The 23,594-nt window shown below is 59.4% G+C and carries 19 protein-coding genes; 2 read left to right on the forward strand and 17 right to left on the reverse strand.

What is annotated here, in order from left to right:
* Nucleotides 1-471: 471 nt before the first annotated feature.
* The 13 genes from ACR2TX_RS03695 to ndhC form a co-directional block, all read right to left on the reverse strand.
* On the reverse strand, nucleotides 472-1,920 hold the full coding sequence (locus tag ACR2TX_RS03695; RefSeq protein ID WP_434132401.1) for an NADH-quinone oxidoreductase subunit N: 1,449 nt from the start codon (nucleotides 1,918-1,920) through the stop codon (nucleotides 472-474).
* A complete protein-coding gene (gene nuoM, locus ACR2TX_RS03700) occupies nucleotides 1,920-3,449 on the reverse strand; it encodes an NADH-quinone oxidoreductase subunit M (RefSeq protein ID WP_434131245.1) in 1,530 nt (509 codons plus the stop codon). The genes ACR2TX_RS03695 and nuoM overlap by 1 nt, the downstream gene beginning before the upstream one ends.
* A complete protein-coding gene (gene nuoL / locus ACR2TX_RS03705; RefSeq protein WP_077731731.1) occupies nucleotides 3,446-5,278 on the reverse strand; it encodes an NADH-quinone oxidoreductase subunit L in 1,833 nt (610 codons plus the stop codon). The genes nuoM and nuoL overlap by 4 nt, the downstream gene beginning before the upstream one ends.
* Before the next feature lie 326 nt (nucleotides 5,279-5,604).
* Entirely contained in the window at nucleotides 5,605-5,916 is a 312-nt protein-coding gene (gene nuoK, locus ACR2TX_RS03710; RefSeq protein ID WP_077731732.1) for an NADH-quinone oxidoreductase subunit NuoK, read from the reverse strand.
* The gene (nuoJ, locus tag ACR2TX_RS03715; RefSeq protein ID WP_077731733.1) at nucleotides 5,913-6,410 is read right to left on the reverse strand and encodes an NADH-quinone oxidoreductase subunit J; all 498 of its coding nucleotides are present in this window, start codon (nucleotides 6,408-6,410) and stop codon (nucleotides 5,913-5,915) included. Before nuoJ ends, nuoK begins: the two co-directional genes overlap by 4 nt.
* A 12-nt stretch (nucleotides 6,411-6,422) precedes the next feature.
* Nucleotides 6,423-6,950, reverse strand: coding sequence for an NADH-quinone oxidoreductase subunit NuoI (gene nuoI, locus ACR2TX_RS03720; protein ID WP_077731734.1), 528 nt, complete (start codon nucleotides 6,948-6,950; stop codon nucleotides 6,423-6,425).
* A gap of 61 nt (nucleotides 6,951-7,011) precedes the next feature.
* Nucleotides 7,012-7,956 (reverse strand): NADH-quinone oxidoreductase subunit NuoH, encoded by a 945-nt coding sequence (nuoH, locus tag ACR2TX_RS03725; protein WP_077731735.1) that lies wholly within the window; start codon nucleotides 7,954-7,956, stop codon nucleotides 7,012-7,014.
* Entirely contained in the window at nucleotides 7,953-10,631 is a 2,679-nt protein-coding gene (gene nuoG, locus ACR2TX_RS03730) for an NADH-quinone oxidoreductase subunit NuoG (RefSeq protein WP_434131248.1), read from the reverse strand. The genes nuoH and nuoG overlap by 4 nt, the downstream gene beginning before the upstream one ends.
* 13 nt (nucleotides 10,632-10,644) lie before the next feature.
* Nucleotides 10,645-11,919, reverse strand: coding sequence for an NADH-quinone oxidoreductase subunit NuoF (gene nuoF / locus ACR2TX_RS03735; RefSeq protein ID WP_434131250.1), 1,275 nt, complete (start codon nucleotides 11,917-11,919; stop codon nucleotides 10,645-10,647).
* The gene (nuoE, locus tag ACR2TX_RS03740) at nucleotides 11,904-12,401 is read right to left on the reverse strand and encodes an NADH-quinone oxidoreductase subunit NuoE (protein ID WP_086133652.1); all 498 of its coding nucleotides are present in this window, start codon (nucleotides 12,399-12,401) and stop codon (nucleotides 11,904-11,906) included. The genes nuoF and nuoE overlap by 16 nt, the downstream gene beginning before the upstream one ends.
* 734 nt (nucleotides 12,402-13,135) lie before the next feature.
* Complete coding sequence (gene nuoC / locus ACR2TX_RS03745; RefSeq protein ID WP_086133653.1) at nucleotides 13,136-14,926, reverse strand: NADH-quinone oxidoreductase subunit C/D; 1,791 nt, start codon at nucleotides 14,924-14,926, stop codon at nucleotides 13,136-13,138.
* A gap of 10 nt (nucleotides 14,927-14,936) precedes the next feature.
* On the reverse strand, nucleotides 14,937-15,575 hold the full coding sequence (locus tag ACR2TX_RS03750) for an NADH-quinone oxidoreductase subunit B (RefSeq protein ID WP_077731741.1): 639 nt from the start codon (nucleotides 15,573-15,575) through the stop codon (nucleotides 14,937-14,939).
* A 12-nt stretch (nucleotides 15,576-15,587) separates the two neighbouring features.
* Entirely contained in the window at nucleotides 15,588-16,001 is a 414-nt protein-coding gene (gene ndhC / locus ACR2TX_RS03755; protein WP_434131253.1) for an NADH-quinone oxidoreductase subunit A, read from the reverse strand.
* 269 nt (nucleotides 16,002-16,270) lie between these two features.
* On the opposite strand from ndhC, the gene argS reads away from it, so the two are divergent.
* Nucleotides 16,271-18,031 (forward strand): arginine--tRNA ligase, encoded by a 1,761-nt coding sequence (argS, locus tag ACR2TX_RS03760; RefSeq protein ID WP_086133654.1) that lies wholly within the window; start codon nucleotides 16,271-16,273, stop codon nucleotides 18,029-18,031.
* A 169-nt stretch (nucleotides 18,032-18,200) separates the two neighbouring features.
* Nucleotides 18,201-18,698: an SPOR domain-containing protein gene (locus ACR2TX_RS03765; RefSeq protein ID WP_240502602.1), complete on the forward strand. Its 498-nt coding sequence runs from the start codon at nucleotides 18,201-18,203 to the stop codon at nucleotides 18,696-18,698.
* 206 nt (nucleotides 18,699-18,904) lie between these two features.
* On the opposite strand, the gene ACR2TX_RS03770 is transcribed toward ACR2TX_RS03765, so the two are convergent.
* The 4 genes from ACR2TX_RS03770 to mdoH form a co-directional block, all read right to left on the reverse strand.
* Nucleotides 18,905-19,207: an antibiotic biosynthesis monooxygenase family protein gene (locus ACR2TX_RS03770; RefSeq protein WP_086133655.1), complete on the reverse strand. Its 303-nt coding sequence runs from the start codon at nucleotides 19,205-19,207 to the stop codon at nucleotides 18,905-18,907.
* A gap of 35 nt (nucleotides 19,208-19,242) precedes the next feature.
* A complete protein-coding gene (ppnN, locus tag ACR2TX_RS03775; protein ID WP_086133656.1) occupies nucleotides 19,243-20,607 on the reverse strand; it encodes a nucleotide 5'-monophosphate nucleosidase PpnN in 1,365 nt (454 codons plus the stop codon).
* 277 nt (nucleotides 20,608-20,884) lie between these two features.
* A complete protein-coding gene (locus ACR2TX_RS03780) occupies nucleotides 20,885-21,520 on the reverse strand; it encodes a uracil-DNA glycosylase family protein (protein ID WP_240506855.1) in 636 nt (211 codons plus the stop codon).
* Nucleotides 21,521-21,533: 13 nt separating this feature from the next.
* Nucleotides 21,534-23,594, reverse strand: coding sequence for a glucans biosynthesis glucosyltransferase MdoH (mdoH, locus tag ACR2TX_RS03785; protein WP_086133658.1), 2,061 nt, complete (start codon nucleotides 23,592-23,594; stop codon nucleotides 21,534-21,536).

Raw genomic sequence — 23,594 nt, forward strand, 5'->3', positions numbered from 1 at the left:
AAAAATTAAAATCAGATGAGGATTGGATTATTTTTGGCGAAGGGTTCTTGGAGCAGTTTCCACTCGCACGGAAGGATTGACTGCAAATGGCCTGTTAGAGTGTTTTTCACCGCCGTTCAGCGGCGAGGATCGGGAAATTCGTAGGTCGGCAATCCTTTGCCGACACACCGAGTTGGCGAAGGGCTTTGTCGGAAGGGCAGCTCTGGCGCTCCCGGAGACGCCGTTTGCGATTGGAAGGGTCGCGACTAAAGCGACCGTTTGCGATTGGAAGGGGCCGATTAAAGCGTTTTCCATCCCGGTGTACAGATTCGTTCCGGGAGGGGAGAACGTAGGTCGGCAATCCCTTGCCGACAAAGCCCTTCGCCGAGCCGATACGTCGGCAAGGGATTGCCGACCTACATATCCGAATCCCTTACACCGATTCGGAAAACGCTCTAAACGCCCGTTTGCGATTGGAAAAGGATTGCCGACCTACTGCTGCGCGGCGCTTTGCTTCGGAACGTTGATCTCCGGATGCAGCAGATCGATGAAGGGGGCCGGATAAACGCCCAGGCCGAAGATCAGGAGAAGCAATATCGCCAATACCAGATGCGCCCCGACCGGCCGGGCCTTCGGTCTCGCTTGCAGCGCGGCGGGCGCTTGGGCCATTTGAAAGACGATGCGGATGTAATAGTAGAGCCCCAGTCCACTGCCGATGATGAGCGCGCCCAGCAACATCCAGAGCGCCCCATGACTTCCGGCGGTGAACAAATAGAACTTGCCGATGAATCCGGCGGTCAGCGGTATGCCGGCCAGAGAGAGGAGCGCCACGCTGAACACGGTCGCGAGCCAGGGACGAGTCCAGAACAGGCCGGTATAATCGTCCAATTCCTCCGCTTCGCGATCGGCCGGACTCATCACCGTCACCACGCCGAATGCCGCCAGCGTCATGGCGAAATAAGCGGCGAGATAAACCAGCAGCGCCTCGGCCGCCAAGTTTCCGCCAACGACGTTCGCCGCGACCGGCGCCACCAGCAGATAGCCCATGTGACCTATCGAGGAATAGGCCAGAATGCGCTTGACATTGTTCTGCCGCAAGGCGAGAAAATTGCCCACCAGCATGGAAACCACGGCGATCAAGGCCAGAAGTACGCCCACCACCGGAACGCGAAAAACGCCGCTTTCCAGTCCGTAGCGCAGCAGCAGGATAAAAACCGAGCCCTTGGAAACCGTGGCGAGCAGGGCCGTGATCGGCGCCGGCGCCCCTTGATAGACGTCGGCGGTCCACAGATGAAAGGGCACCAGCGATAGTTTGAAACCCACGGCCACCAGGATCAGGATAGTTCCGATGACGGAAGGAAAGGTTCCGGGCCTCCCGCCCAAGACCGCGAACTCCATGGTGCCCGTCTCGGCGTAGACCAAGGCCATGCCGAACAGCAGGAAGGCCGAGGCTACGCCGGACAGCACGAGATATTTGATGCCCGCTTCCAACGCCCGGTTTTCGCGCAGCGGATAGGCGATGAGCGCGAACAGCGACACGCTGAGGATCTCGAGCCCCAGGAAGAACGACGCAAAATGATGGGCGGCCGCCAGAACTCCGGCACCCAGCAGCGCCGTCAGAATCAGCAGATATACTTCTTCCTGGTGGCCCTCGCGAACGCGGAAATACTCCCAGCACAGCACCGCCGCGACCAGGCCCGCGGCGTAGGCCATGACGGTAAAGACCAGGGCGTAGCGATCCACCAGCACGAGCGGCGTGATCAGCCTCGGCACGAGATCCGAAACCAGCGGGACCGTGATCAGCGAGATCAGAATGCCGGCGACCGTCAGGAGGAAGGCGAGACGATGATTGCGGTGTACGGCGATGGCCAGCATCACGATCACCGCCACGGCCGACAGCGCGATCAAAGGCAAAAGCGCGAGAAGATCGGTTGCGGTGATCATGGCTCTCCCCGATCCGCCAAACGCTCGCCCGGCGGTTGCGAATCATTCTGTTGGGCGACGCCCTCTCCCCAGCCTCTCAAACTATTCTTCAGCCACGTATCGGAGACGTCCAGCATGGACTGCGGATACATCCCGATCCAAACCGTCGCCACGATCAGAAAACCCATCAGGGCCAATTCGCGCGCGCCGAAATCGCGGATTCGATGAATCTCCCGCGTTTCGCCGTGGAAAGCCCGTTGAATCAGGATCAGCGAATAAACCGGCGCTATGATCAAACCCAAGGCCGCGGCTGCCGTCATGGCGGCATCCACCCGGTAAGCGCCCAGCAGCACCAGGAACTCGCCGATGAAATTGCCGAGCCCCGGCATGCCGAGCGCAGCCACGGAAAAGAACAATCCGATGGCCGCCATGCGCGGCACGTCGGTCCATAACCCGCCCATCCGATTCATGTCGCGGGTATGGACGCGCTCCTGCACCGCGCCGGCCAGGACGAACAGGGCGGCCGACGAAATGCCGTGGGCCAGCAAGGTAATCACCACTCCTTGCAGCGCCAGCGCATTCCAGGCAAACAGCCCGACCAGCACGAATCCCATGTGGCTGACGCTGCTGTAAGCGACCAGTCGCTTCATGTCCGACTGCGCGAAAGCGAGCATGCCGCCATAAAGAATGCCGGCCACGCCCAATCCCATCGCGATGGGGGAAAAATCGGCAACGGTTTCGGGAAACAGCGGGATCACGAAACGCAGCAAGCCGTAGGCGCCGGTTTTCAGCATCACCCCCGCCAGAATGACGCTGCCCCCGGTCGGCGCCTGGGTGTGCGCGTCCGGCAGCCAGGTATGGAACGGCACGCCCGGCAGTTTTACGGTGAAGGCGATGAAGAATCCCAGCATCAGCCACCAGGCGGTATTGAGCTCGAGACTCGTCTGCAAGAGGTCGAAGTAGTCGAAGGTATAAACGCCGGCATCTCGTTGATGGATGATCACCAGAACCACCATGGCCAGCAACATCAAGAGTCCCGAGACCTGGGTGAACAAAAAGAACTTGATCGCCGCGTAAGCCCGGTTCTCGTGTCCCCACAGCGCGATCAGGAAATACATGGGTACGATCATGATTTCCCAGAACACGAAGAATAGAAACAGATCCAGCGCGAGGAACACGCCTAGCACGCCGGCCAGCGTCCACAGGAGATTGAAGTGGAAAAACCCCACCCGCTCCCTGATCTCGGTCCAGGACGCCGCCACGGCCATGAGACCGAGAAAAACCGTCAAGGCGACCAGCAACAGACTGACGCCGTCCAGTCCGAGATGAAAGCTGATGCCGAAGCGGGGTATCCAGTGCAGGCGGATATCGTCCAGCCAAACGCCGGCTTCGGGAAAGCCGCCGGCGAAATAAGGGATCAGCAACGCCCCGTCCACTATCAACGTCATGAGGGCGATCCAGCGGGGGGCGTTCGCACCGTAGCGCTCCGCCTGCCAGGCGAGCAGGCCGCCGACCGCCAGCACCAGAATCAGCGCTGCGAGCATCACGACAAAATCCCCAGCGCGATGGCCAACACGGTTCCCCCCGTGAAAGCGGCGACATACCAGCGCAATTGTCCGGTTTGGGTGGCGGCGAACGCGCGATGCGCATACTGGCTGGCGGCCGCGATCCCCCGGTAGATATCGTCCGCGATATCGCTGCTATTGACGGCGGCCAGCCAGCGGAACGGGTTGACCAGCAGCTTTCCGTACAGCCAATCGAATCCCCAGCCGCTAAACCAGAAGCGGTGCAGCATATCGCCCCATCGGGTTTCCGTCAGGGCTTCGACCGGGTAGGTTCGGAGCAGATAGAGGAGAACCGCGATACCCACACCGACGAGCGGCGCCAGATCGGTGAAGATGCCGGCGATCAATCCCAACTCGCCCGGTTCGGATCTCGGAAACACCGAACCCAGCGGCATGGAAACAAATCCGCCCAGCAAGGCCAGTGCGCCCAGCAGGATGAGCGGGACACTCATGGCGAACCCGAGATGCTCCGAAGCCCGCTCGTTTTCCGGGCCGAAAAAGGCGATGAACACCAGCCGAAAGCTGTAGATGCCGGTCAACAGCGCCCCTAGCGTTCCGGCAGCCCAGAACCAGAAGCCGTTCTCCGCATGGAAGGCGGAAGCCAGGATCTCGTGCTTGCTGAAATAGCCCGAGGTGAACGGCAGAGCGGTCAGGGCGGCGCTGCCGATGACGAAGCTCCAAAACGCGATCGGCAGCCGTTTTCTGAGTCCTCCCATGCGGAAGATGTCGTGTTCGTGGTGATAGCTGTGAATCACCGCTCCGGCGGCGAGGAACAGGAGCGCCTTGAAATAGGCGTGGGTCGTCAGATGAAAAATCGCCGACGAGAACGCGGTCACCCCCAGCGCCAGAAACATGTAACCGATCTGGCTGATGGTGGAGTACGCCAGAATCCGCTTGATATCGCGCTGGGTCAGCGCGGTGAAACCCGCGATCAGCAGGGTGACGGCACCGACCGCGGCGACCAATTGCAGCACTGCGGGCGCCAGTTCGAACAGGGTGTGGGTGCGGGCGATCAGATAAACCCCGGCGGTCACCATGGTCGCGGCGTGGATCAGGGCGCTGATCGGCGTCGGACCGGCCATGGCGTCGGGCAGCCAGGTTTGCAGCGGCAATTGGGCCGACTTGCCGACCGCGCCGCCCAATAGCAGCAGGGCGGCGAGCGCGGCCATACCGGAGCCGACCGGCCAGGCCGCGGAGGCTCTGTTCAAGAGTGCTTGAATATCCAGGGTGCCGAGCCGCGCGAACAGAAGAAACAGGCCTATCGCCATCGCCGTATCGCCTACCCTCGTCATCACGAAAGCCTTCCGGGCCGCCGCGCCGTTCTCCGGATTCTCGTACCAGAAGCCGATCAGAAGATAGCTGCACAGACCGACGCCCTCCCAGCCCAGGTACAACAGCACCAGGTTGTCCGCCAAAACCAGGACTAGCATGGCGAATACGAAAAGATTCATGTACGCGAAGAAACGGGCGTAGCCGGCATCGTCCGCCATGAAGCCGACCGAGTAGACATGGATGAGAAATCCGACGCCGGTCACCACGAACATCATGTTCAGCGACAAGGCGTCGAGATAAAGCGAGAAGCCGGATGCGAAATGGCCCACTCGCATCCAGGTCCACAGCGTCTGACGGTAGGGTTCGAGCGAGCCGCTCAAGAACTCGATGCCGACCAGCGCCGCGAGCACCGCCGACAACCCGACGGATCCGGCGCCGATCCAGGGCACCCAGCGCCTCGGCATATTCCCCTGACTCGCCACCAGAATCAGAAAACCGATCAATGGGAAAAGCGGAATAAGACCCAAGTAGTTCAGCACCCGTATTTCTCCTTGTTAGTTAAAGGGTTGTCCTGCTTCTATCGCTTTTCAGGGGAATGCCCCCGTCCCTCGGTTTCCTTGCGAGCGCATGTACCAATGTGGTGTACGCCCGAAGCTGCTGTAGGTCGGCAATCCTTTGCCGACGCAGGATTTGTCGGCAAAGGATTGCCGACCTACAACTCTTTCGGCCTCCATTTTGCGGGGTGTAGGGCGGCGTTTCCTATACCATGTCGCAAGATGGCGGTGAAAAATCTTCTAAAATCCGACCCCTTCACGGCGTCGATGTTTTTGATCCATCCAGCCGATCGGTTTCACGGCAGCGGCACTCAACCTTTCATCCGGCTCAAAGCGTCCACATCCAAGGTCTCGAACCGATGATAAATCTGCGTCACCAAGCCCATGGCCACGCCTACTTCCGCCGCCGCCATCGCAAGCACCAGCAGGAACATGATTTGCCCGTCCGCCTGATTCCAGCGCGAGCCGGCGACGATGAAAGCGAGCCCCGTCGAATTCAGCATGATTTCCAGGGAGATCAGCATGAAGATCAGGTTGCGCCGCACCAGAACGCCGGTGAGCCCCAGCGCGAAAAGGACGGCCGCCAACAGCAGTCCGTGTGCCTCGGGAATGGTTCCGTTCATTTCTTCACCTCCTGCCGGGTCAAGTGATAAGCCCCGACCAATCCGGCCAGGAGAAGCATGGACGCCAATTCCACTGCCAGCACATAAGGTCCGAGCAGCCGAATGCCCACCTCCTTGGATGCGACGATATGGCCGAGCGCGGCCCGCTCTTCCTGCATCAGGACGAAGATCAGCTCGGTCAGTAGCACCGCCGCCATCGCGGACGGCCACCGCCACGCGGCAGGCGGCAGCCACTTTCTCTCCTGCTCCAGGGTTCGCCGCCCCAGATTCAGCATCATCACCACGAACAGGAACAGCATCATGATCGCCCCGATGTGAACGATGATCTGGAGCATCGCTCCATAGTACGCCCCCATGAGAAAGAACACGACGCCCGAAGCCAGCAGGGACAAAATCACGTACAACAGGGCGTGCACCGCGTTGAGCGAAACGATCACCAGCAGCGTGGAAATCACGCTGATCAAGGCGGAGGAATAAAACAGGACATACAGCATGGGGTCGTTCTCCTAAGGCAACAGACTCCGGACGTCCACCGGCGGCGCCTCGTTCTCGGCCTCGCCCTTATCTTTTCCGGCCACGCTTTTCCCGGCGACGCGGTAGAAGTTGTAATCGTGATATTTGCCGGTCCCGTCGATCAAAAGATGCTCCTTCTCATAAACCATGTTGCGGCGGTCGTACTCGCTCATCTCCATGTCCGGCGTCAATTGAATGGCGTAGGTCGGACAGGCCTCCTCGCAAAACCCGCAGTAGATACAGCGGGAAAAGTTGATGCGGAAGAACTCCGGATACCAGCGGCCGTATTCGTCCTGGGTCTTCTGCAGGGCGATGCAGTCCACGGGACATGCCACCGCACACAGGTTGCAGGCCACGCAGCGTTCCTCCCCGTCGGGGTCGCGGGTCAGCACGATTCGTCCGCGATAGCGCGGGGCCAGGGCCGGCTTCTCCTCGGGATATTGCACGGTGTCCGCCTTGGTGAACGTATGCTGGAACACAGTCCATAGCGTCTGGAACTGAGTCAAGAAGTCCTTCAACATGACGGCTCACCCACAGCCATGGGTGATACAGGCGAAGCCAGCTTTTCGTTCCTCCGATGCCCTATCGCCATAGGATGACGGCTCCGGTAACCAGTAAATTCAGGAACGACAGCGGCAGCATCACCAGCCACCCGAACGACATGAGCTGGTCATAGCGCGGTCTCGGCAGGGAACCGCGCACCAGAATGAACAGCAGGATAAAGACGGCGGTCTTGATCGTGAACCAAGCCAGGGGCGGCAAGACCGGCCCCAACCAGCCGCCGAAGAACAGAGTGACGATCAGGGCCGCCCCGAGGGTAACGCCGATGTACTCGCCGACGAAGAACATGCCGAACTTCATGCCGGAATATTCGGTGTGATAGCCGGCCACCAGCTCGTTTTCCGCTTCCGGCAGATCGAACGGGGTGCGGTGAGTTTCCGCGAGAACCCCGATAAAGAACAGGATGAATCCCAGAAATTGCGGCACCACGAACCATCCGTCCCTTTGCGCTTCCACGATGGCGCGCAAATCGAAGGTTCCGGCCAGCATGACGACCCCCAACGCGGACATCGCCAGAAATACCTCGTAACTGATGGCCTGCGCCGTAGCCCTCAGGGAACCGATCAGCGAGTATTTGCTGTTGGACGCATAACCGGCCAGAACCACGCTGTACACCGACAGCGCCAGGACCGCCAGCACATAAAGCAAATCGAAGTCGAAATCGATGATTCCGATGTCCGGCGCGATCGGAATCACCGCGAAAGCGGCCAGCATGCATCCCATGATCACGACCGGAGCGAGCACGAATACCGGCTTGTCGGCGAAGGGCGGAATCCAGTCTTCCTTGCTCAGGATCTTGAGCATATCGGCGACGACCTGGAACAGTCCCAGAGGTCCCACGCGATTGGGGCCCAGACGGTCTTGCCAGATGGCGAGCAGCCGGCGTTCGACCCAGATCAAGAGCGCCGCCACGGTGATCAACGCCCCGAGAATGCCGGCGATATCGAACGGCGACCCCAGCGTCATGGCCTCTCCCCTTCTTTTTCGATGGCGATCCATGCCGGAAGATCGCTACGGAACAGACCGGCAAGGCCGGCGGAGATGCCCACGGCGCCTCTCGGTAAGGACGATTCCAGCCTCAGCGGCAAACGCACGACGCGCTCGTTCAGCCGCACCGCCAGGGTCTCGCCGACGCCCAATTTTTCCGCATCCTCCGGGTGCAGCGCGGCATAGGCTGCCGGCACCCGCTCCGCCAATGGCGGCGATAGCGCGCTCAGCTCCTCGCTGCCGAAAACGTGGTAAAGCGGGATGGCCCGCCAACGGGCTTCGTCGCGTAGACGGTAGGGCACTTCGTCGAACCAGCGGGGCTCCGCCGTTTCCGGCGACTCGAAAAGCCTCACCCCGGGATCGCCGCCTCGCAAAGCCCCGCCCACCTCGTCCTGAAATTTGTTGACGGCCTGCTGATGCGAATTCCAACCTGGCGCCCAGACGAATGGCAATAATGCCGGCGGCACGTCGACACTTGCGCCTTCCATGGAAAACGCCAAAGCCGAATCGGGGTCGTCGGGCGGCTTGGGTTCATGGATTTCCCGGTTTGCAAACATCGCGGTCCGTCCGCTATAGCGATGGGGTTCGCGCGGGACCTTTTCGCCCTCGACACGAAAACCCGCCGGCGGAGCGGCGTTCCGGATCGGCCCGAATTCCGGCAGAGCCGCGGCACAAGCGGCGGTAAGCGCATCGATGTTCGACCAGCGTTTCGCTGCGGCATCGGCCAGCCAGCGCCAGCTGTCGCGGATTTCGCCGCTGCCCGGCATGACGGAATAAAAACGTTGCGCCCGCCCCTCGAGGCTGACCAGAGTGCCCTCGGTTTCCGCAAACGTGCTTCCCGGAAGAAGCAATTGGGCCTTGGCCGCGGTGCCGTGGCGAATATGATCGATCACCACCACATGCCGCGTGCCGTTGAAAAAGCTGTCCACGGCCCCGGCGTCCGCCCGCCGGTAAAGATCGTTCTCCAGCACGATCACGGTGTTCAAGTCTCGGGTCTTCGCCGCGGCGAAGGCGTCCTTGACGCTGCGCTCGTCCATCATCGCCAATCCGAGCGTATTGCATTCCGGCACGACATAGCACAGATCGACAGCCCTTCCTTCTCGCCGGTTGCTCAAGGCTAAGGCGATATTGGCCGCCGCCCGGACCACGGAGAGACTGCCGCAACCGGTGCCCGAGACGATGAGCGGATGCGCCGCGGCAGTGAGGGTATCGCCGATGAGTTCCGCCAGATGTTCGTCCTCTTGGGAAAGGTCGGCCACCGCCGGCGCGCTGGCATCGATCCGGTTGGCGATAGCCAGGCCCAGCCGCGCGATGTCTTCCGGCGTTCCCCGGCAGATCGCTTCCGCTATGTCGTCCAGCCGGGTAGCGTTAGGCGCTACGACGAACAGCGGGCTCTTCTCGCCTTGAGCCGCCTCTCTTACGGCGGCATCTTGCCAGCGCGGTATCTTGAGCCGGTCGGCGCGTTCGAAAGCGCGGTTCCGAACCGCCTGGCGCAACGCGAGCGCCACACGCGGCGCGGTATTCGCCACGTCTTCGCCCAGGATCAAGACGGCGTCCGCCTGCTCCACCTCCCGCAGCGACGGATTATGGACCGGCCAATGTCTCAGCACGTCCAGTATGGCCGCTGCCAGCGATGCCTCCCCCTGGGCAAAACCGGCGTAAAAATGCTCGGCGCCGACCAGTTCCCGCAGGGCGAAGTTGACTTCCAACGAGGCGCGGGGAGAGCCGATTCCGATCGTGTGACCGCCCAGCAAGCCTTGAAAATGGGCCAGCGCGGTCTCCCCGGAGACCGGCTCTCCGCGAAGCATCGGCTGGCGTATGCGCCGCTCGCTATTGACGAATCCATAGCCGAAGCGGCCCCGATCGCAGAGAAAATAGCCGTTCACCTCTCCGTTATAGCGATTGACGATGCGCCTAAGCGTTCCGTAGCGTTCGCCGGGGCTGGTATTGCATCCCACCCCGCAGTGCACGCAAATCGAGGGCGCATGCTGTAGATCCCACTTCCGGACGTAATGCTGGCTGAACGTCCGATCGGTGAAAACTCCGGTGGGACAGACCTCGACCAGATTGCCGCTGAACTCGTTTTCCAGAACGCCGTTCTCGAAGCGCCCGAAATAGACGTTGTTGCGGGATGCAAACACGTCGAGGTCCTTGCCTCCGGCGTAGTCGCGGTAAACCCTAACGCAGCGGTAACAGGCGATGCAGCGGTTCATCTCGTGATTGATGAACGGTCCCAGATACTGGTTTCGGTGTGTGCGCTTCAAGCCGCGATAGCGACGAAAGGTATGCCCGGTCATGACCGTCATGTCCTGGAGATGGCACTCGCCGCCCTCCTCGCACACCGGACAATCGTGAGGATGATTGGTCATCAGGAACTCGATGACTCCGGCGCGGAACTCCCGTGCCTGAGGAGCTTCGAGGGACACGCGGAGGCCCTCGGTCACCGGGGTCATGCAGGCCATGACCAGCCGCCCCTGGGCGTCGCTCTCGTCCTTGTACTGCACGACCGCGCATTGCCGGCAGGCGCCCACGGACCCGAGGGCCGGATGCCAGCAGAAGTACGGCAAATCTAGCCCCAACGACAAGCAGGTCTTGAGCAGATTGTCTCCCGCTTTTACGTCGTAGGTCTGGCCTTCTACCGTGATTTTTGCCATGGATTGAATCCTATCAGGCCACCCTTGCAGTCGATGCCGGTTTCAAATAGCGTTCGAAATCGGCCCGGAAATATTTCAATGCGCTCTGTAACGGCTCGGCGGCCCCGGGCGCGAGCGCGCAAAAGGTATTGCCGGGTCCCATCAGGCGCGCGAGCTGTTCGAGTTGGTCCAGGTCCTCCGGCCGGCCACGTCCGGCCAAAAGGCCTTCGAGGAGTTCGACGACCCAAGGCAGCCCATCCCGACAGGGGGTACACCAACCGCAGGATTCCTGCGCGAAAAACCGCTCCAGGTTGAGCACCATTCGCACCGGACAGGTCTGATCGTCCAGCACGATCATGGTGCCGGTGCCGAGCCGGCTGCCGGCTTTCATCATCGCGTCGAAATCCATGGGCAGATCCAAGTGCTCGGGCAGCAGAAAATCCGTGGATGCGCCGCCGGGCAGGAACCCTCGCAGCGTATACCCCTCCTGCATGCCGCCGGCGCACTCCTCGATCAGTACCCGGATCGGCGTGCCCATGGGCAGTTCCCACAACCCCGGCTTCTTGACCCGACCGCTCGCGCCGAACAGCTTGGTGCCGGCATCCTCGCCCCGGCCCAATCCCCGGTACCAATCCACGCCGTTGCGGATGATATGGGGCACGTTGCAAAAGGTCTCGACATTGTTGACGACCGTCGGACGGCCCCACAGTCCGCTGATCTGGGGAAACGGCGGCTTGGCGCGCGGTATTGCGCGCTTGCCTTCGAGCGAATTCAGGAGCGCGGTCTCTTCGCCGCAGATGTAGCGCCCCGCGCTGGTATGAAGATGTATCTCCAGATCGAAGTCCGAGCCCAGAATGTTTTTGCCGAGATAGCCGGCGCTACGCGCTTCCCCCAAGGCTTGCTCAAGCCGGCTCGCGGAAAGATGGTATTCGCCCCGGAGAAAGATATAGGCCGTATCGGCCTGCACGGCATAGGCGGCGATGACCACGCCTTCTATGAGCTGGTGCGGGTCGGCCTCCATCAGCAGGCGATCCTTGAAAGTGCCCGGCTCCATTTCGTCGGCGTTCACCACCACATATTTCTGCTCCGCCGACTCGCCCTGCGGCACCAGGCTCCACTTGACGCCGGTGGGAAACCCGGCACCGCCGCGCCCGCGCAACCCGGAATCCTTGACCGCCCCGATCACGTCCGCAGGCGCCATTTCTTTCAAGGCTTTGGCCAAGCCCTCATAGCCACCGGCGCGGCGGTAATCGTCCAGCGTCACCGGCGAGAGATCGGGCTTGATGTTCTGCGTCAGCGGTCTGTCCATGTCTGGCCGTTCCTTTTTAATAGCTCATCGATTTTCGATTCGTCCACGTCTTCGTAAAGCTCTTCGCCGACCATCAGCACCGGCGCGCGATCGCATGCGCCGAGACAGACGATCGGCAGCAGCGTGTAACGTCCGTCCGTCGTGGTTTCGCCCAAGCCGATGCCCAGCCTTTCGGATAGATGCCCACGGATTCTATCGGCCCCCAGCATCCAGCAGCTCACGCTGTCGCAACAAAGAATGACGTTTTCGCCGACCGGCCTTCGAAAGATCAGGTTGTAAAACGTCGCCACCCCATCCAGTTCGTCCGGCGACATCTCCAAGAGCCCGGCAACGGTTTTCAACGCTTCATCCGACACCCAGCCGCGATATTTCTGCACGATCTTGAGCGCCTCGACGGAAGCGGCGGATTTATCGGGATAATGACCCGCGGCCGCGAGGATTTCGGCGGTTTCCTGTTCGCTCAAGATGCGGGCTTCGTTCATAAGAGAACCCGAAAAATCATTTTTTGATGCGGGGAACCGCCCCGCACGCGGGTTACTTTCTTTTGTTCGGCCAAAAGAAAGTAACCAAAGAAAACGCCGCCCGGATGACGCACTTTTCCTGCGCTTCTCGTCCTGGCCGCGGGGCGTCCCGAAGGGACTTCCATGTCCCTCGGGACACGTGCGCAATCCTTTGCGCACCCCTTCGGGCTTTTCCGGTCCAGGACTGCGATGCTCAGGTGCGTCATACGGGATATTGCTATTTTTGTCCCGTGCGGCATGCCCGAGCATCGCAAGCTTTGGCGCTGGAATGCCCGAAGGGGCGCGTCAGGAAGACGCGCGGCGACAGAGGAGCAGGGAAGCTCCTTCTGTCGCCCCAGCGCCAAAGCGAGAAGCGCAGGAAAAGCATGCCGCTCGGGCGCCGTTTCTTTTGGTTACTTTGGATTTGCGCCTGTCCTGGCGCAAATCCTTCGGGCGCACTTCGCGCGTCCAAATTTGTTCCCGACAAATTTGTCTTTGGGCAAGCAAAGACAAACTCGCCGGGAGCGAGTTTGGACCGCCGAAGGCGGGCCCAAAGGGCAAACCCCATGGATGGGGTTTGCAAAAGTAACTCGCCCGCGGGGCGAGACCCGCATCTAAAATCACCGGCAGCACCAGCTGCCACTACCCCAAACCCGCTGGCTAGACCGACATCCTCAACCTCCGCAAACAAGCCATTTAGAAACGTCATATCCCCCTCACCTATCCACATCCGACATCACGAAATCGATGCTCCCCAGGATCGCGATGAGATCGGCGATCATGAGGCCGCGCGACATCAGTGGAATCATCTGAAGATGGGGGAACGAGGCGGTACGGACGCGGGTACGGTAGGACGTCGTGTTGCCGTCGCTCGTCAGGTAATAGCGATACAGCCCCTTGGTCCCTTCCACGCAGGCGGAGCCCTCCCCGGCCGGGATTACCGGCCCCCAGCTGACGTTCAGAAAGTGCTGGATCAGCGTCTCGATGTCGTGCATGGTCCGCGCTTTCGGCGGTGGAGTCGTCAACGGATGAAACGCCTTGTAGGGGCCCGATGGCATGTTGTTCAGGCATTGCTCGATTATTCTTAAGCTCTGCCGCATTTCTTCGACCCGCACCAGGCACCGGTCGTAGCAGTCCCCGTTTTTCCCCGACGGGACCTCGAATTCGAAATTTTCGTAGCCGGAATAGGGACGCGCCTTGCGGTAGTCCCAGGCGAGACCTGTGGCCCTTAACCCCGGTCCGGTAGCGCCCCAGTCGATCGCCTCTTTCGTGTCGTAAACGCCGATGCCCTGGGTGCGCCGCTTGAGGATGCTGTTCGCCAGCACCATCTTGTCGTAGTGCGCCAGCCGTTTCGGAAAATAGTCGACGAATTCCCGCACCTTCTTGTCCCAGCCCTCGGGCAAATCCATCGCCGTGCCGCCGATGCGAAAAAAGCTGGAGTGCATGCGCCCACCGGTAATGGCTTCGATGATTTCGAAGACCCTCTCGCGATCGACGAACATGTAGAAAACCGGCGATAGTTGTCCGACGTCCTGTGCGAAGGTGCCGTAAAACAAGAGGTGATTGTTGATCCGGTAAAACTCCGAGATCATCACCCGGATTGTCTGCGCCCTGGGCGGCACCTCGATGCCGGCCATTTGTTCCAGCGCCATGACGTAAGGCAGGTTGTTCAGCGAGCCGCCGAGATAATCCACCCGGTCGGTATAAGGGATGTAGGTATGCCAGGACTGGCGTTCGCCCATCTTTTCCGCGGCACGATGGTGATAGCCGATATCCGGCACGGCATCGACTATTTCCTCGCCGTCGAGCTGCAGGGCGATGCGGAATACCCCGTGCACGCTGGGGTGGTTAGGGCCGAGATTGAGAAACAGAAAATCGCTGCTGTTCTTCTGCCGTTTCATGCCCCATTCCTCGGGCACAAACCGCAAGGCCTCCTGCTCCGCCTCCTGCTTTTGCTCGGGCAACGAGAACCGCCCCATCTCGGTGGCCCGCGCCGGATGGTCCTTGCGCAGCGGATACCCTTTCCAGGTGGGCGGCATCAGGATACGGCGGAGATTCGGATGGCCTTCGAAGCGAATCCCGAACATGTCGTAGACTTCGCGCTCGTACCAGTTGGCGTTGGGCCAAAGCGAGGCGATGCTCGGCACGCTCAAACCGCCATTGGCCAAGGCGACCTTGAGACGGATATCCTCGTTCCGATCGAAAGACAAAAGATGATAGACCAGCGTGAATTCGCTGGCCGGGAGCCCATCCCGGTATTGGCGCAGGCGCTCGTCCACCGCGGTGAGATCGAACAGCATGGGGTATGGCCGCTCGGTCTCGCGCTTCAGATAAGTCAGACAATCGACGAAACGGTCCTTGCTTACCCAAAGGGTTGGAATGCCGTCATAGGTGGATTGAACGGTAAATTCGTCATCCCCGAAACGGCGCCGGAGTTCGCCGACGATAGCGCCGGTCTTCGGCCTTTCCGTCGTTGTCGCGCTGCCTGCCGTCGTGGTAAAAGTCATCCTAAATACCTTAAAGGCGATCCGGACTGCGCAACTCGGTGGCCCTCATGCGCTCCGGAGTCTTGAGGTCTCGGAAGCTTTTGATCGGCGCTTTCTGAACACCGCCTTCGCCGACCGTCCAGCCTAGGGGCCGTCTCTCTTTTCCGATCGACTCCTGCAGCAGGATCAGACCTTCGAGCAAGGCGTCCGGACGCGGCGGGCAGCCCGGCACATACACGTCGACCGGCAAAAATTTGTCCACACCCTGAACCACACTGTAAACATCGTACATCCCGCCCGAATTGGCGCACGACCCCATGGAAATCACCCAGCGCGGCTCCAGCAACTGCTCGTAGAGACGCTTGATGACCGGAGCCATTTTCATGAAGACCGTGCCGGAAATCACGATCAGGTCCGCTTGCCGCGGGCTTGCCCGGATCACCTCGGAACCGAAGCGGGCGATATCGTAACGGCTCGTGAAAGCGGTGGCCATTTCGACGTAGCAACAGGAAAGCCCGAAATTGAAAGGCCAGACGGAATTCGCTCGACCCCAGGCGATCAGGTCCTCCAACTTCGCCATGAGCAGGTTGCGGCGCATGGCTTCCTCGCTGACGCGCTCGCCGGGGCGGGGCGCTGGGTCGGAATCGGCTTTGGTAAGAGTCCACTCCATCCCGTACTCCCCTTAAATTTGTAGTCGGGCATCCTGCAATTTCTGCCGCTCGGCACGCCAATCCAGAGCGCCGATCCGCCAGAGATAAACCAGAGCGGCCAGCAAAATGCCGATGAACACCAGCATTTCGATGTACCCGATCCACCCGGCCTCGCGAAAGGCGACGGCCCAAGCGAGGATAAAAACGGCTTCCAGGTCGAAGATCACGAAAAAGATGGCGACCGGATAAAACCGTATGGTGAGGCGCACATGAATATCGCCTACTGGCACGACGCCGGATTCAAAAGGCTCGCCGGTCGCGCGTCCGCGACTGGGCCGGGCAAGAAAACGGGGGATCACCAACATCGCCGCGATTACGACCATGATCGCCGCGATATAAGCGATGAACGGCCAAAGATTCGATGCCTGCACCAGATCGGCATTCATGCCACTCCTCCGGATGTGCTGCAGCGGACTGCAAGGGCGATCAACTTGCCCGCAGATTAATCGGACCGGCCGCAACCGGCCTATAAGTAGAAATACATAGTTCCGAAAAACCATTCGGGACGAACGGCGTTTGGGGCTGAGCCAGGAAGACGAGCGACAGGAAGGCGACCATGCGGCATTCACAGGCCCTTGGCAGTCGCTGCGTTGCAAGCACGTCCGCGATTTTAGGATAATAGCCGCTCATTTTTCCCGTCCTAACCATTCCCCGCATGAAAAAACGTCTGGAGAATCTGCTGCATGGCGCCGTTTCCGCATTGAAAGCGAATGGCGAGCTACCTCCCGATATCGATCCGACCATTATGGTGGAGCGTGCGCGCGATGCGCAGCACGGCGATTTCGCCTCCAATCTCGCAATGACCCTGGCAAAGGCCGCCAAATGCAATCCCCGACAGTTGGCGGAAAAAATCGTGGCGGCACTGCCCCATGACGGCATCGTCGCCAAGCTGGAGGTCGCAGGCCCCGGATTCATCAATTTCTTCATCGATCCCAAGGCTCAACATCGAATCGTCGCCGATATTCACGAAGCCGGGCACGAGTTCGGCAAGACCGCCGTCGGCGCCGGCCGCAAAGTTCAGGTGGAATTCGTCTCGGCCAATCCGACCGGCCCCTTGCATGTGGGACACGGGCGCGGCGCGGCCTACGGCGCCGTGGTGGCGAACCTGCTTGCTGCCGCCGGATTCGAGGTACACCGGGAGTACTACGTCAATGATGCCGGCCGGCAGATGGATATTCTGGCCGCCAGCGTGTGGCTCCGCTACCTGGAAGAATGCGGCGAGGTGCTGACCTTCCCGAGCAACGGTTATCGCGGCGAATACGTTCGGACGATTGCCTGGGATCTGCACAAGCGAGTCGGGGAGAAATACCGGCGCCCGACCGCCGAAGTCATGGCGGACATTCCACCGGACGAGCCCCAGGGCGGCGATAAGGAAGTTCATATCGATGCGCTGGTGGCAAGGGCCAAGTCGCTGCTCGGCGCCGACGATTACCGAATCGTGTTCGACGCCGGCCTCGACAGCATCCTCGACGACATTCGCCAGGATCTGGAGGAGTTCGGGGTTCATTACGACGAGTGGTTTTCGGAACGCAGCCTGGCCGATACCGGCGCCATCGAGCGTGCGCTGGAAAAGCTTCAAGAAGCGGGCTATCTCTACGAAAAAGACGGGGCAACCTGGTTCGCTTCGAGCCGGCTGGGGGACGAAAAGGACCGGGTGGTGGTTCGAGAAAACGGTCAGATGACCTATTTCGCATCCGACATCGCTTATCATTTGAACAAGCTGGAGCGCGGCTTCGATCAAATCATCAACATCTGGGGCGCCGATCATCACGGCTACATTCCCCGCGTCAAGGCCGCCATCAAGGCATTGGGGGGCGCCCCGGAACGGCTCCACGTGCTGCTGGTCCAGTTCGCGGTGTTATATCGCGGGGAAGAAAAAGTCCAGATGTCCACCCGCTCCGGAGAATTCGTAACGCTCCGGCAGCTTCGCAACGAAGTGGGCAAAGACGCGGCCCGGTTCTTCTATGTCATGCGAAAATCCGACCAGCATATGGATTTCGACCTGAAGCTGGCCACCTCGAGGACCAACGAAAATCCGGTTTATTACGTGCAATACGCTCACGCGCGGATTTGCAGCGTGTTTAGGCAGTTGGACGAAAAAGGCTGGAAACGCGACCTCGCCGGCGGCATGAATCGTCTGGACCTATTGACGGAAACGCACGAGTTGGCATTAATCAACACGCTGTCCCGCTATACCGAGGTTGTGGAACAATCGGCCGTTCAGCACGAGCCTCATCATCTGGTGCATTATCTGCGCGAGCTGGCGTACGAATTCCACACTTATTACAACGCCCACCAGTTCCTGGTGGAGGATGCCGCGTTACGGGATGCCCGGCTCAATTTGATTGCCGCGGTGAGACAGGTGATCGGCAACGGTTTAAGCCTGCTGGACGTTTCCGCACCCGAAGCAATGTAAAGGCATGTCCAAGGACTATAAGCACCGGATTCCGGGATACCGAAAACGCCAGCTCCAAATTCCGAGACGTTGGGGCCTAGCGGCGGTCGGCATTGCTGGTGCGATCGGGCTCGTTGTGTACGTTTTCTCAGGTGCCGATAGCGAGGCCCCTCCAAAGGCCCCGGAACCCGTGTCCATACCCGCGCCGGCGCCTCAAGCCGCTGCTGCGGTTCCGGAAGCCGAAAAAAAGAGTCAGCCCCAGCAGGAAAGGAAACAAAACACCGAGGGCAAGAAAACAGCCGCCCAAAAACCCGAGCAGAAACCGCAGCCGATTAAGTCGCGCGAGCCCCGGTTTACTTTTTATAAGATCCTCCCCGAAAAGGAAGTCATCATTCCTGAAAGCGAGATTAAAACGATCAAGCGGGAAGAAAGCCAGGGAAGCAAACCCACCGCAGCGCTTTATCTGGTGCAGGCAGGATCTTTCGACAATCTACAGAATGCCGAGCAACTGAAGGGCGACCTGGCCAAGATCAAGATCAAGGCCAAGATCGAAATGATCGAGATCGATAATTCGGCCTGGTACCGCGTCAAAATCGGCCCGTACGCCACTCTGGCCGATGCCGACAAGATCAGGGCCTACCTGCGCAAGAAAGGCATCGACAGCATCGTGCAGAAAGCGGCGAAATAACTCCTTTGCCCCACCGTACCGGATTATCCGGCGATCCGATTGCTCAAAATGCGGGCCAAAATAATTTGTAGGTCGGCAATCCTTTGCCGACAAAGCCCCTCGTCTACCGCGTGTGTCGGCAAAGGATTGCCGACCTACTGCAGCTTGGGAGCGCTACGCCGAACAGGAAAATGCTCTAGAGATCCCATGAGGGCTCGACCGATCGCTTAAAGGACGACCTCGAAACCCTCGAACTGAGGCGGTCCGAGGTAGAGCCCCTTGCTTCCGCCCGCGCTGGCATGAGCGTTGCGAAATGCCTCCGAACGCGTCCAGGCTTCGAAAGCCTCTTTCGACTCCCACGTCGAATGGGAAGCGAACAGCGTGAAGTCCTCATTGCTCGGACCTTGAAGCAGATGAAATTCACGGAATCCCGGAACTTCATGCAAGTAGGTTTCACGATTCCGCCAGATTGCAATGAATTCGCTCTCTTTCCCTAAAGCAATCTTGAATCGATTCATGGCAATGAACATCTCGAACTCCTCTTAAATCGTTTTTTCCTCAAAATTTACGCTACCAGCCGGTAACACGGCTCGTAACGCACGCCCGGAAGCTTCATGCGGCCCTGTGCGACGAACGCCGCCAACAACTCATCCAGAGGCTTCAAGACCTCCGCGTCCCCCCGCAGCTCGAAAGGCCCATGCTCCTCGATGGTTCGTATGCCTTCCGCCTTCACGTTTCCAGCCACGATTCCGGAAAAGGCTCGGCGCAGGTTGGCTGCCAGATGGTGAGGCTCCTGCTGTCGATGCAATTCCAATGAAGCCATATTCTGATGCGAGGGTACGAAAGGGATCTGGAACTGCTGCTCTATCTTCAGCAGCCAGTTGAAATAGTAGGCGTCACCGTTCTGTTTCCGGAATTCCCGCACCAGGCTGATCCCCTCTTTCATTTCCCGGGCAACGCCGGCGGGATCGTCGACGATGATCCGATAACATCGGCGCACGTCTCGACCGATCGTCGAAACCATAAACCGGTCGATAAGCTCGAAATAGCCGGCGCACTCCGCAGGCCCCGTCAAAATGACCGGAAAAGGCAAATTCTTGTTGTCGGGGTGAAGCAGAATCCCTAAGAGGTGGAGAATCTCCTCGGCCGTGCCGACCCCGCCCGGGAAGACGACGATGCCATGCCCGAGCCTTACGAACGCTTCGAGGCGTTTTTCGATATCAGGCATGATGACCAGCTCGTTGACGATGGGATTCGGAGGCTCCGCGGCGATGATTCCCGGCTCCGAAATGCCCACGTAGCGGGCCTCGTAGATACGTTGTTTTGAATGGCCGATCGTGGCGCCTTTCATCGGCCCCTTCATGGCTCCAGGGCCGCAGCCGGTACAGACGTTGAGCCCCCGCAACCCCAGCTCATGGCCGACCTCCTTGGTGTAATCGTATTCTTCCCGGCTGATCGAATGGCCTCCCCAGCATACGACCAAGTTCGGAGAGGTATTCGTGATCAGGCTGCCCGCGTTGCGCAGAATGTGAAAAACGGCGCTGGTGATATCTTCCGACTTGCCCAGATTGAACGCCGAATTCGATACGATCTCCGATCCGGTGAAAACGATATCCCTAAGCACCGAAAACAGATGCTCCCGTATGCCTTTGATCATCTCGCCGTCGACGAAAGCCGAGGCCGGCGCGTTCAGCACCTCCAGCTTGATACCGCGCTGCTGTTGCAATACGCGAATGTCAAAGTCTTTATGTTGCTCGAGCACCAGCTTGGTGTCATCGACAGCGCTGCCGCAATTCAGGACCGCCAGCGAACAACGCCGGAAGAGCTCGTGAAGACCGCCCTGGCTGGTATCGAGCAGCTTCGCCACTTCCAGCTTGGACAAAACCTCCAGAGTGCCTTCCGGCCTTACCTGAGCGTTGATTGTTTGCATCGGAATTCCTTTGTTAGATCTTCCATTGATTATTGATAAGCATTCTGTCGCACTCCTTAAAAAGAAGAACTTCCCAGAACCTGTGGATAAGTTTGTGGAATGCAGTCTTAAAACACTTTTGAAACCCCGCCGGTCCTGATCTTTCCTTAATTTGACGATTTTTATTCTTGGGCCAAAACATGCAAATAATCAAAAACTTGCCAAAAACGTCAAAAACCTGACGCCGGTACACCGAAAGCACTGAAAAACAACTCATCCGTTGTGCATAACTTTTGCGCTATGTCAAAACGCCGTCGCTCGAGCCGTGACAGACCTCACCCCAAGCGGGATGCTCGCGAATTAGCCTTAACGCATTATGCAGCAGGGTTTTGCCGGGTTCTCGGCGGTGCCAGGTGGAGGCCCCGGACGGGTGAGGCAAGGGTATTACGTCTATCTCTAGACTTTCTCGACAAAGCTCGTGCCTAAGCCCGATCACCTGATCCAGTCTATCGGCGACGAGAATTTGACGGATCGCCAGCTTGCCGACCGGAATAATGAGCTTGGGTCTTATAAGCCGAATTTCGGCATTCAGCCAATCGGCGCAACGATCGATCTCCTCCGGAGACGGAACCCGATCGCCGCCTTTCGGGTTCTTGCCGGGAAAGCAGCGGCATACGGCCGCCATGTAGACGTTGCGGCGAAAATTGTCTTCGGATATGCCTATCTCGGCAAACCATTTGAAAAGGGTTTTTCCCGCTGTCCACGCAAACGGCTTTCCGAATTGCCCTTCCTTGCCGCCCGGCGCCTGGCCGATGAGGATCACGGGCGACAACACGGCGCGCCCCATCACCACCGGACCGATCATCCCGGCGCAACGCACGCAGTTCTTCAAGGCCTCTTGGTGGAGGATCAATGAGCGCAACCGCTCGTTCATGGGCGGTCGCTCCTCAGGACAATTGAGGGGTGTCCTTGTCCTTCCGGCTCCAAGCCAAGGTGTGCAACCGAGTCAGCGTCTCCGGATCGGAAATCAAGGCACGCTTGTCGGCGGCGGACAGCGTTTCCGGCCCCTCTTCCACCAATTGGTACACCAAAGCGCGCAACTGGTGGCGCTGGCGCTTTTTCACCGGACGATCGGGCAAAAGAGCGAAGTGGAGGGAATACGTTCCCGGATCGGCAACGTTCAACTCGCCTTCATTTTGCGCACCCGCTTGCTCGGTACGGGCAAGATTTTCGTGGAGCAGTTCGACGACACGCGGCGCCTTATACTCTTCCGGAGTCAGGAAAAATCCGAGTTTACGGGCGAGCGAACCCACCGACGTGCTGCTGGAAAGGATCGAAACGGGTATGGCAAGGACCAACCCGGCCAGAACGGGAATCAGCCACAGGAAAAAGTCAGGCACATACTCGTAGCTCAGCCATCCGGCACCCAACCCGGTCAGCGTCTGCCCGCCGTGAGCCAGAGTGGCTTCCTTGAGGCTCAAACGGTGATCGCCGCGATTTTGCGGAGGCCAGCCGACGCTGCGACGCAGCAAAATGGCGACGACGAATTTGCTCTGATACAGCATGAGCACAGGCGCCGTCAGCACTGAAAATGCGCTTTCGAAAAAGACGCTGAAAGCGGCGCGTATCACGCCGCCATAGCCCTTGATTATTCTGGGACGCATCAGGAGCAGCAAAAAGCTCCAGAATTTCGGCAGAAACAGCATGGCCAGCGTCACCAGCAAGACCGTCGTCATCTCGACCGCATAAGACTCGGGCCAGACCGGAAAAATATTGTCGCCGAAAAAATAAACCGGCATGGTTTGGCTCTGCACATACGCCTCAAAGCCGGTTAAAACCAGAAACAGCAACCATAACGGCGAGGACAGATAGGACATGATGCCCATCAGAAAATACAAACGGCTGAGTCCAGAAAAGCCGCGGGCGAACACCATGCGCAAATGTTGCAAATTCCCCTGGCACCAACGCCGATCGCGCTTGGCGTAGTCGATCAGCGTCGGCGGCAGCTCCTCGTAGCTGCCCTTGAGATCGGCCGCCAGCCACACTTCCCATCCGGCCTCGCGCAACAAAGTCGCCTCGACGAAGTCGTGGCTCAAGATCTCGCCGCCGAATGGCTCCCGCCCCGGCAACTTCGGCAAACCGCAATGCCGAACGAAGGGCTGCATGCGGATAATCGCGTTGTGCCCCCAATAATTGCTACCCGAGAGCTGCCAGAAATTGATCCCGGCAATGAAGATGTCGCTGTACAAACTGCTGGCGAACTGGAGGATACGGGCGAACAAGGATTTATGATTTACCGGCAGCGGCGGTGATTGAATCAGTGCGACGCGGGGATGAGCCTCCATCAGATCCACCATTTTCGTCAGCGTCTCACCGGCCATGAGGCTGTCAGCATCGAGGACGATCATGTAGCGGTAACGGCCGCCCCAGCGACGGCAAAAATCCTCGATGTTGCCGCTCTTGCGGGCGATGTTCTTCTCGCGATTGCGGTAAAAGATTTTGCCGTGCGCATTGAAGTCGCGGCACATGCGATACCAGTTTACCTCCTCCTGCATCCAGGTATCGGGATCGCGCGTATCGCTGAGGATGAACAGTTCGAACTCGTCCGCGCGCCCGGTTTCGCGGAGCGACTGATAAATCGCCCGCAGTCCCGCGAATACCCGCACCGGATCCTCGTTGTAGATCGGCATCACCAGCGCCGTGAGCGCCGGCTCCTGGTCGGACGTCATGTCCGGATTCGGGACCAGTCTCGAAATCGAGCGCTTGTCGCCACCCCGAAGCAAGCACCAGAATCCGAGCGTAGCGGTCCAAAACGAGGTGCTGATCCACAGAATCAGCAAGGTATAAAGTATGAGCAGCACGATCTCCTGCGGCGTTATTCCGTTCTGCAGGAAAGCGCTCGTTATCATGGCAAGCGCCGCGAAGGCCGTCAGGGTTACCAGAGTGAAGAAAAACGTTCGCCTTAAAGTGCGGACATAGCCCGGCAGAGCGCTGGCATTGGAAGACAT

Source organism: Methylocaldum sp. GT1BB, from assembly GCF_051027545.1.
In the GTDB taxonomy this organism is placed as follows: Bacteria; Pseudomonadota; Gammaproteobacteria; order Methylococcales; family Methylococcaceae; genus Methylocaldum.